Raw genomic sequence first — 2777 nt, forward strand, 5'->3', positions numbered from 1 at the left:
TCGCCGGTGACGCGACGCTCGTTCGCTCGGGCGAGGCCGTCGACGCGGCCGACGGCGGGGACACTCGCCGCGTCCACCCGTTCCTGTTCGACTGCTCGCGCCACGCCGTCGAGGGCGGCGAGTGGGTACACGCGCCCGAGATTCGCCGCCGCGGGACAGAGCCGTGGCTGTGGAGCGCCTACGACCGCGTCCGGCCGACGGTCGAGACCATCAGCGCGGACCGCGACCACGGCGCGTCGTGGCTGTCGGTCCGGGCACTTGAGGCCCTGCGCGACGAGGCGTCGCTGGCGGCGACCCCCGAGGCGGTCTACGAGACGGCCGCGGCCCTCCGTGCGGCCCGGCCGAGTATGACGCCGCTCCGAACCCGCGTCTCGCGGGCGCTGTCAGCCGCCGAGACGACGACGGGCCGCTGCCGGCGGCGGCCGAGCGAGCCGCCAGCACGGCCATCGACGACGCCGTCGTCGCGGACGCCGAGGCCGCGGCGACGGCCGCAACACTGGACGCAGACCGGGTCGTCACGCTCTCTCGCTCGGGGACCGTCCGGCGCGCTATCGAGGCCCTCGACCCCGAGGCAGTCTTGATCGCGGCCTCTCACCCCGGCGGCGAGGGCGTCGCCGTCGCCGGCGACCTCGCGGCGACGACGGACGTAACCCTCACCAGCGACGCAGGTCTCGCGGCCGCCGTCGATGAGTTCGATCCCGACGCGGCGCTGGTCGGGGCCGACACCGTCACCGCCGACGGGGCCCTCCTGAACAAGGTCGGCACCCGCGGGCTGGCGCTTTCCGCCGACCACGAGGGCGTCCCGCTGTACGCCGTCACGGCGACGGCGAAAGTCTCGGGCCCCGGACGACCCGGCGTCGAGTCGGCGCGACCTCGACGCGGACGCGCCCGACGGCGTCGGGACGTACGACCCGCTGTTCGACCTGACGCCGGCGTCGCTGGTGGCGGGCTACTGCACGGAGGCCGGTATCGTCGACCCGGCGGATATCGGCTCGCTCGCGCCGGAGTGACGGTCAGGCCCACTGGGACCGGCCGTCGGGGCCGTAGACCACGGGGTCCTCACGGGCGGTGCAGACGGCCCACGACCGTCCGGGGTCGCTGCCGGGCGGAAAGAGGTGTTCGGGGACGAGTGGCATCGCGACCGGGGTGTACCCACCGCGGCGCATCGCCGTGACGCCGCCGAACTCCGCGACCACCTCGCCGCGTTCGGTCACCGCGAACCGACCCTCGTCCGTCCGGGCGTAGGCGTGCCGGAAGGAAGCCCGGTCCGGGGTCGCGAGCGCGTCGACGTCCGCCAGCACGGCCAGCACCTCGTCGCCGACGGACAGCTCCAGACGTGGCCGGTCGGCACCGACGGCGACCTCTCGCCACCGGAGGTCGGCGGCCGGTGCGCGGGCGCAGGCGTAGCTCCCGTCCGAGAGCGGGACCCGGTCCGGGCCGCTGTAGAACTGCCGGCCCTCGGGCGCGTCGGCGGCCAGAGCCGTCGGCGTCGACAACACCGACGCGACGACGCTGGCGACGGCGTCGTCCTCGCCGGGGTCGGGGACGACGAACAGACAGTCCCGGTCGTCTTCGAGCGCGCCGGCCAACCGCGGGACGACGCCCGCCGGGTCGACGTCCGCCTCGGTCAACGGTTCGATCGCGACGGGCCGAGGGTCGTCGACGAGGCCGGGGCTCTCGGCTCCCGGCGTCGCGACGGCGGGCGCGCGTCCGGGGTCGTCGAACGTCTCGACGGTGTAGCCCGCCGCTCGACAGAGTTCGACGCCGACGTCGCGCACCGACGGGTAGACAGTCATCGTCGGGACTACGTCGTCAGTGCAGAAATGCGCGCCGCCTCAGTCGATGATGTCGCTGGAGGCTTCGGTGTCCGCCTGAACGTCGGTGTCGAGGTCGATCCGCTTGATGAGCGAGACCAGTTCCTCCAGTCGGGGGAAAGTGTAGGCGGTCAACTCGACGTCCGTGTCGGCGGCGACGATGTCCGAATCGACGACGAAGACGATGTCCTCGTCGGGCCACCCGCCCATCTTCTCGACGATGTCGCTCGCGGGGCCGTAGACGAACGACGGCGTCGAGATGTCGATGGTCGTGTCGAGGACGTTCGCCCAGCCGTCGATGTAGCCGGAGGTCATGATGTTGCCGATCTCCTGCATCGCCGAGCGCTCCATCTCGGTGAACAGGCCGTCGCTCGGGCCGTCGCCGTCGCCCATCCCGCCGACCATCTCCCCGACCAGTTCCTTGCTGTCCTCGGGGTCCATCAGGAAGAGGACGTAGCCGTGTGGGGGGTCGACTAGCTCGACGAAGATGCCGACCTCCTTCTGGTCGCCGAGGTGGGTCTTGACGTCCTCGAGGGCCATGAAGTTGATCTTCGAGACGTCGATGCCGGCGTCGAGCCCGGCCAGCTGGCTGAGGTGGTCGGCGACGGTGTTCGACCCCTCTTTGGCCATCCGGTTGAACAGATCCAGCTTCCGCACGTCGACTTCGAGGCTCATACCCCTACCTGTGTGTCGACCCGGGTAAACACTCGGGGGAACTTCTCAAAACTGAGACTCGGCGTTATCGGATGTACCGGCTCGGGGACCCGTCGTCGGTTCGCTCGACCCACTCGGCGATGCTGCTCGCCGTGGACTCGACGGCGGCCCGGAGGTCGGCCGTCTCGACGGGCGAGTCCTCCCGGAGCGCGATGCGGGCGGCCGCGTCGGCGACCTGCTTCAGGTCGCTGGCGGCGTAGCCGTCGGTCGCCTCGACGACGGCGTCCCACTCGATGTCCTCGGCCGTCG

Annotated in this window: 3 protein-coding genes and 1 pseudogene; 1 reads left to right on the forward strand and 3 read right to left on the reverse strand. The window is 71.9% G+C overall.

All coding sequences use genetic code 11. The features are described 5' to 3' along the window. Positions 1-445 precede the first annotated feature (445 nt). Positions 446-778 (forward strand): annotated as a pseudogene (locus tag GJ629_RS18155) (initiation factor 2B); the annotation flags it as partial. Positions 779-1013: 235 nt separating this feature from the next. Here GJ629_RS18155 and GJ629_RS15285 read toward each other — a convergent pair. From GJ629_RS15285 to GJ629_RS16520, 3 genes are all read right to left on the reverse strand, one after another. Continuing rightward, positions 1014-1796 carry a hypothetical protein gene (locus GJ629_RS15285; protein ID WP_157513781.1) on the reverse strand — a complete coding sequence of 261 codons (783 nt, stop codon included), beginning with the start codon at positions 1794-1796 and terminating at the stop codon, positions 1014-1016. A 39-nt stretch (positions 1797-1835) separates the two neighbouring features. Next, positions 1836-2489, reverse strand: a complete 654-nt coding sequence (locus tag GJ629_RS15290) for a chemotaxis protein CheC (protein WP_157513782.1) — start codon at positions 2487-2489, stop codon at positions 1836-1838. Between the two features lie 64 nt (positions 2490-2553). Continuing rightward, positions 2554-2777, reverse strand: a 224-nt coding sequence (locus GJ629_RS16520; protein WP_197428669.1) for a hypothetical protein, incomplete at its 5' end; no start/stop codon positions are given.

Origin of the sequence: Halapricum sp. CBA1109 (assembly GCF_009741825.1) — an archaeon.
Taxonomy (GTDB): domain Archaea; phylum Halobacteriota; class Halobacteria; order Halobacteriales; family Haloarculaceae; genus Halapricum.

What these genes read in the sequence shown, in the direction of transcription:
- GJ629_RS15285 (WP_157513781.1), bottom strand. Translation starts at nt 1,796, where the DNA reads ATGACTGTCTACCCGTCGGTGCGCGACGTCGGCGTCGAACTCTGTCGA.
- GJ629_RS15290 (WP_157513782.1), bottom strand. Translation starts at nt 2,489, where the DNA reads ATGAGCCTCGAAGTCGACGTGCGGAAGCTGGATCTGTTCAACCGGATG.